Source organism: Negativicoccus succinicivorans (assembly GCF_018372215.1).
Taxonomy (GTDB): domain Bacteria; phylum Bacillota; class Negativicutes; order Veillonellales; family Negativicoccaceae; genus Negativicoccus.
On record NZ_JAHAJN010000005.1, the window covers coordinates 103,907 to 110,633 of the forward strand.

A 6,727-nucleotide genomic window follows, 5' to 3' on the forward strand; every position below is an offset into this window, starting at 1 on the left:
TCTGTTAACTACGTGCGATTTCTCTATACTTGTTGTAATACCACATATGCTTGGTAATGACCTTCAACACGGCGAGTGTCGGTACGGCAAGCATCATGCCAAACACGCCGAGAACGGCGCTTCCCAAAAGAACGCCGGCGATAATCGCGACCGGGTGAATCTCAATGACGTTGCCCATGAGTTTCGGCATTAAGATATGCCCGTCAAACTGTTGCACGATGATGTAGAAGATCAGTACTTTTACGGCGAGCGAGCCGCTGATGGTAAGCGCCAATAAAAGAGCCGGAATCGCGCCCACAATCGGGCCAACGATCGGCACCAGTTCCACGATCCCCGCGAGCAACGCGATGACCAACGGATACGGAACTTCCAGCCACCACATGCCGATAAATACCATGCTCGCGATCGCCACGCACAAAATCAACTGACCGCGAATATAGGCGCTCAGAATATGATCCGTTTCCTGCACCAAATCCATAATATGTTGACGATACTCCATCGGGAACAACGCGGCAAAAATGCGTTTGAATGTGCTGCCCGCTTTTAACATGTAAAATGTAATAATCGGCACGACGACCAGCTCGACCAAAGTACCGGTAAATGCAATCACGGCGAAGATACCGTTTTTCGCAACGTCAATCAAGTAGTTACCCGCACGCACCAGCGAGTCATTGATCATTTTCTGCGCTTCCGGCGGGATGAAGTCAATATAGCGCGCCTGCAAACTCTGCATGGTTTCTAAAAGTTGCGACGTCAACAACGGAATCTGTAATACAAAGCCTTCAAATTGATGCCAGAACGGCACGAAAATACTGCGTACCAGAATGGTCATCACCGCGATAAATACCAAGAACGCAATGATAATGGCAATATCGACAGGGAACCGGTGCCAGCGTAATTTCTGTGCCACTTTCATCTGAAATTCGACGAGCGGTCGCAGTATCAGACACAAAAAGAGACCGAATAAAAACGGCACGACAATCCACGGAACATAGTAGACGGTGAAAACGATAGCAATCACCAGGGCGATGCGCAGCCAAAATTGCGCATCGCGTTTCAAAGGTACGACATTTACTGTTTTTTCATGTTCAGAAACGGGTTGCATCTTTTTTCTTCTCCGATCGTAGTCGACGGTCCGTGTCCGGATAAGACCACGGTAGCATCGTCCAGGGATAATAATTTTTCCTCAATACCTGTAATTAGTTGCGACATCGAGCCGCCCGGAAAATCTGTGCGCCCGATCGAGCCTTGAAACAGAGCGTCACCGACAAATACCACTCCCGGTTCGGCGACATAAAAACTGATGCCGCCGGGCGTGTGCCCCGGAGTCTCCAAAACCTCAAGTCGGATATCATCTAAAACGACGGTATCACCTTCCGCCAGATATTCTTCCACCGGCTGCGCCGTCACGCGTTGGTATTGGTAGGCCGATAAATTCAGTTTCGGATCGCTCAAATAGGCCTGATCCGCCTGATGCATCGCCACCGGCACGTCCGGGTACAACGCTCGCAGCTCTTCCAATGCTCCGATATGATCGGCATGACCATGCGTCAGCAGAATTTTTTTCAATTGCAAATCAAATTTTGTCAGCGTTTTTTGGATTTCTTTCGCTTCCGCTGCCGGATCGATGACGATCGCATGCTTGGTCGTTTCCGAAAACAGAATGTAGCAATTGGTCGCCAGCGGTCCGAGTGTTAACGCGATAATTTTCATAGCCACCTCAAAATAACTTTCCGCTATCCAGCAAAATGGTCACCGGTCCGTCATTCGTCAATGTAACCTGCATTTCCGTTTGAAAACGACCGGTCCCGACCGTCACATCATGCGCGCGCAACGCTTGGACAAATACTTCATAAAGCGGCTCGGCGAGACTTGGCGGAGCGGCGGCGGTAAAACTCGGACGCCGGCCTTTGCGTACGTCGCCGTATAAAGTGAATTGGGAGATTGCGAGAATTTCGCCGCCTATATCCAAAAGAGACCGGTTCATCTTGCCGTCCGCGTCTTCAAAGATACGCAAATTAACGATTTTATCGGCGAGATAACGGGCATCTTCTGCCGTATCTTCCGCCCCGACACCAAGCAACACCGTCAATCCCGCGCCGGCTTTGCCGACGAGTTCACCGTCTACCGTTACTTGGCTTTGTGTCGTTCGTTGAATGACTGCACGCATTACGCTCCTCCGGCCGATTCCAAGCGGCGCACGGAATACACATCGCGAATCCGCCGCAGCTTGGTCATCATAAATTCCAATTGATGTAAGTCTTTAATTTGTACGCCCAGCCGGATTTTGGCGACATTATCCTGCGGCAAATCGGCGTTCACCGAGCCGACGGACAATTTCATTTCCGAAACGACGCCCAAGACATCTTCCAGCAAGCCGCGACGATCGTAACTTTCGATCTCGACGACCACCAAAAAAGTTTCATTCGCCCCGTACATCCAGCTGACTTCGATCAGGCGATTCGGATCATCGTTGTGAATAATATTGTCGCAATCCAAACGATGCACGGAAATACCGCGGCCGCGTGTGATGTAGCCGATAACGGGATCGCCCGGCACCGGATTGCAGCAACGCGCCATGTGCACCAACAGCCCCGGCTCGCCTTTGACGAGAATGCCGCTGTTGCCCTTCGTCGCCTTTTTGCTGACCCGCAAGCTGTCGAGCGTTTGTTGCAGCTGAGAAGAAATCGGATTATTCTTCGCTTCCTCTTTTTTGTGCAGATCAATCAGTTTCAGCGTAATTCCGCGCACGGTTAAACCGCCATAGCCGGCCGCCGCCAGCAAATCCTCCGGCGTGCCCGCATTGATCTGTTCGGCGACCGCTTCCAAGCGTCCCGGCTTATTCAGCGTCTTGAACTCATACCCGAGTTTTTTCGCTTCGCTCTCCAACGCCTCTTTCGCTTTGGCAATATTATCCGCGCGATTTTCCTTCTTAAACCAACCGCGAATTTTCGAACGACTTTCCGACGACGCGACAATGTTCAGCCAGTCCAAACTCGGTTTGCCGTTTTTGGATGTAATAATCGAAACGATATCGCCGTTTTTCAGTTTGTAGTCGATCGGCACGATTTTACCGTTGACTTTGGCTCCCGTGCAGGTATTGCCGACTTCCGTATGAATACGGTACGCGAAATCCAGCGGAATAGCGCCCTGCGGCAAATCAATGACGTCGCCGCTCGGCGTAAACACAAAGACCTCGTCGGCGAATACATCGAGTTTCAACGCGTCGACGAATTCCTTCGAATTGCTCGTATCCTGCCATTCGAGCAATTTACGCAGCCAACCGATTTTTTCATCAAAATTTTGCTGCTGCGACGCTTTTTTCGTGCCTTCTTTATAACGCCAATGCGCCGCCACGCCGTACTCGGCGACCTGGTGCATTTCTTGCGTACGGATCTGGATTTCGACCGGTTGCCCCGATTCACCGATGACCGTCGTATGCAACGACTGATACATATTCGGTTTCGGCATCGCGATATAATCTTTGAACCGATACGGCAACGGTTTCCACAAGCTGTGGACGATCCCCAAAACCGCATAACACTCCGGAATCGTGTTAACGATCACGCGAGTCGCGTACAGATCGTAAATCTCACTGATATCCTGATGTTTTTTCTTGATTTTTTTGTAAATACTGTAAAAATGTTTCGGACGACCGCTGATGTCCGCTTCGATACTGTTTTTTTGCAGTGAATCGCGCAAGATATCGATCGTCTGCTTGATGATTTCTTCGCGCACCTGGCGTTTGACCTGCATCTGCTCGACGAGATCGTAGTAAGCCATCGGTTCCAAATAGCGGAACGAAAGATCTTCCAGTTCCCACTTAATGTTAAAAATACCGAGCCGATGCGCGAGCGGCGCAAAAATCTCCAGTGTTTCGCGGGCAATGCGCTGCTGCTTTTCTTCCCGTACGAAGGACAGCGTCCGCATATTATGCAAGCGGTCGGCCAATTTGATAACGACCACGCGCACATCTTTCGCCATCGCGAGAAACATTTTACGATAGGTATCGAGCTGCTGATCTTCTTTCGTTTTGTAATTCATCCGGTTGAGCTTGGTGACGCCATCCACCAGAAACGCCACTTCATCGCCGAACAGCATGCGAATATCTTCCAGCGTATAATCGGTATCTTCCACAACATCATGCAGCAATGCCGCCTTGATACCGTCCGGGTCCATTTGCAAGCCGGCGATAATGTCGGCGACGGCCAACGGGTGCATAATATATGGTTCGCCCGAAACACGTTTTTGTTCCGCATGCGCCGTATCGGCAAGTTCATACGCTTCACGCAGGGAATCTTCATCGAGATCGGGCAAATATTTTTTGACATCGGCGACTAATTTCGCATACGCCGCTTCCCGATCAAATTCCGTGTTTACGGTTTCCATATATCCTCCTTTCCCGTACCAGCACGATATGTGGCGGAATTTTCCAGCGCGAGTTTTTCGTGGCTGGGCCGCCAAGCATACCAGGTTTCATTTTCATACTGTTGACGTTCCAACAAATGCAGTTCTTCCAACACGGTCACCGCCGCGAACAAATCCCGCGCGGCATACGGCAAGCCGCTCTGCTCCGCGAGAATGGTCTGAACTTGCGCGACGGTCCGATTATGCGGCTCTAAAAGAACGCGCAGTTCACGATACACGGCCACCATAATTTCGCGGTCTAAATGCGCTTTTTGCTCGTTTTCCCACGTGATATCTTTCACCACGCCCTGCACCCGCACCTGATCCTGCCAAATATTTTTTTGCAGCGCGTAAACGATCGCGGCGGTATCGCCGGTGAAAATTTCGGTGGTCAGTTCCCCAAATCCCCAGCCGACACATTCCAATTCATCGCCTTGCTGCGCAAAGTTGGCTTTCAAATGGCGCCGATCTTTACCGATACGGCGAATTTTTTGCACGGTCAGATCGCGGGACGCAAACAAAGGCGACGGATTGCTTTCGCCGAACGGCTCTAATCGTTCGAGCGCCGTGACGAAATCCAAATCGACATCCGTCAACGCAAGCGCGCGTTCCACGCGCAGCACCGGTATGAAATCGTCCGGTGTTAAATGCGTATCGGCATACTCCTGTAAACGCTTGCGCAATTCGGGAATGCGTTCTTCCCGAATGGAAAATCCGGCCGCCTGATGATGTCCGCCGAATTGCTCCAAAATGTCCGCGCAGGAATGCAGCGCGTCATATATATCCAAAGCGGGAATACTCCGGCATGAACCTTTGCCGATCCCGTCGTTTATGGAAATCACCAAGGCGGGGCGATGAAAGCTGTCCACCAAGCGCGAGGCCACAATACCGATGACGCCCGGATGCCAAGCCGCTCCGTCCACCACCAGCATGCGGTCATCACCGGTGCCAAGCTCTGCCAAGCGCTGCCGAGCCGCGGTCACCAGCTCACGTTCCAACGCCTGGCGCTCACTGTTAATCGTAAATAATTTTTGCGCGAGCGCCAGCGCTTCCTCCGCGTCGGTCGCCGTTAAAAGCTGCACGCCCAAACGCGCATGCGCCAAACGTCCCGCCGCATTTAAGCGCGGCGCGATGGAAAATCCGATGCGCTCGGAGGTCACTTGCTCCGGATCAATTTCACAGACCTGTAAAAGCGCGCGTAAACCGACATTATCCGTCGTTGCAAACCGTTTCAATCCCTCTTTGACGTACAAACGGTTTTCCGCCAATAACGGCACCACATCGGCGACCGTCCCCAACGTCACGAGTTCAATATCATCCGTATAATCTTCGCCTTTGATCTCCCACCAAAGCGCGCGGCACAGTGTGTAAGCCACGCCTACCCCCGCCAGATTTTTATCGGGATAGGCACAGCCGGGCTGTTTCGGATTGATGACGGCAAGCGCCTGCGGCAATTCTTCCGGCGGTTGGTGATGGTCCGTCACGATCAAATCCAACGGTCCTTGAAAACGGTTGCACAACTGCGTCGAGCTGATTCCGCAGTCCACGGTGATGACTAGTTTCACGCCCTTGGCGACAAGTTCCGCAAGCGCCGTTTCGTTCAGGCCGTAACCCTCCTCAATGCGATCGGGAATATAATACTCTACATTGCCGCCAAGTCGACGCAAACAGCGTAACATCACCGACGTGGAAGTAATTCCGTCGACATCATAATCGCCGTAGATAACGATTGTTTCTTGCGCTTTTAACGCTTGCGAAATACGCTCTACCGCTTTCTTTGTTCCTTTTAAAAGCGCCGAATCAAACCGATCCGCAAGTGTTGCATGAAAAAAATTCTGCGCCGCCTCCACGGTGCAGATCCCCCGTTGTACCAGCATATTCGCCACGATGAGCGGCAAATCGAATGCATGGGCCAGTACATCCGCTTGTTCCGTATTTTCCTCTACCGGCACAAATTGCCAATGTTTTTTTTGCATACTTCCACCAGTTTCTTTTACTATTTTTCTATTGTAGCACTTTTTATTCTCAATTACTATTTATTTTCAATATTTGTATGCAAAGTCCATCTCAATCATCTTTAATAAGTCTTTTCTATACAACGATTTAGCCATCGCTCTTTGTGTTCTCCAAAAACGAAAATGAAAATCACGGTGTAAAGCATGCGATGTTCGCTAGCGTTTATTTCATAAAAATAATCGGACGAAAATACCTGCGCGCAATAAAAAAAGAGACCGTCATTCGACGGTCTCTTCGCGTAATCAGCAGCTACCTATGCTCCCGGGCCGTTTCCAGCCAAGTACTTTCGGCGTTTACGAGCTTA

5 protein-coding genes are annotated in these 6,727 nt (G+C 50.9%); all 5 read right to left on the bottom strand.

Features of this window, described 5'->3' with window-relative positions:
• Positions 1-4: 4 nt before the first annotated feature.
• The 5 genes from KIB08_RS04215 to recJ are packed head-to-tail and all read right to left on the bottom strand — an operon-like array spanning position 5 to position 6,383.
• Positions 5-1,105 carry an AI-2E family transporter gene (locus KIB08_RS04215; protein ID WP_303990006.1) on the bottom strand — a complete coding sequence of 367 codons (1,101 nt, stop codon included), beginning with the start codon at positions 1,103-1,105 and terminating at the stop codon, positions 5-7.
• Entirely contained in the window at positions 1,072-1,713 is a 642-nt protein-coding gene (locus KIB08_RS04220) for an MBL fold metallo-hydrolase (RefSeq protein ID WP_303990009.1), read from the bottom strand. Before KIB08_RS04220 ends, KIB08_RS04215 begins: the two co-directional genes overlap by 34 nt.
• 7 nt (positions 1,714-1,720) lie before the next feature.
• The gene (gene dtd, locus KIB08_RS04225; RefSeq protein ID WP_303990012.1) at positions 1,721-2,170 is read right to left on the bottom strand and encodes a D-aminoacyl-tRNA deacylase; all 450 of its coding nucleotides are present in this window, start codon (positions 2,168-2,170) and stop codon (positions 1,721-1,723) included.
• The gene (locus tag KIB08_RS04230) at positions 2,170-4,389 is read right to left on the bottom strand and encodes a RelA/SpoT family protein (protein WP_303990015.1); all 2,220 of its coding nucleotides are present in this window, start codon (positions 4,387-4,389) and stop codon (positions 2,170-2,172) included. The genes dtd and KIB08_RS04230 overlap by 1 nt, the downstream gene beginning before the upstream one ends.
• Positions 4,377-6,383, bottom strand: coding sequence for a single-stranded-DNA-specific exonuclease RecJ (recJ, locus tag KIB08_RS04235; RefSeq protein ID WP_303990018.1), 2,007 nt, complete (start codon positions 6,381-6,383; stop codon positions 4,377-4,379). The genes KIB08_RS04230 and recJ overlap by 13 nt, the downstream gene beginning before the upstream one ends.
• Positions 6,384-6,727 lie beyond the last annotated feature (344 nt).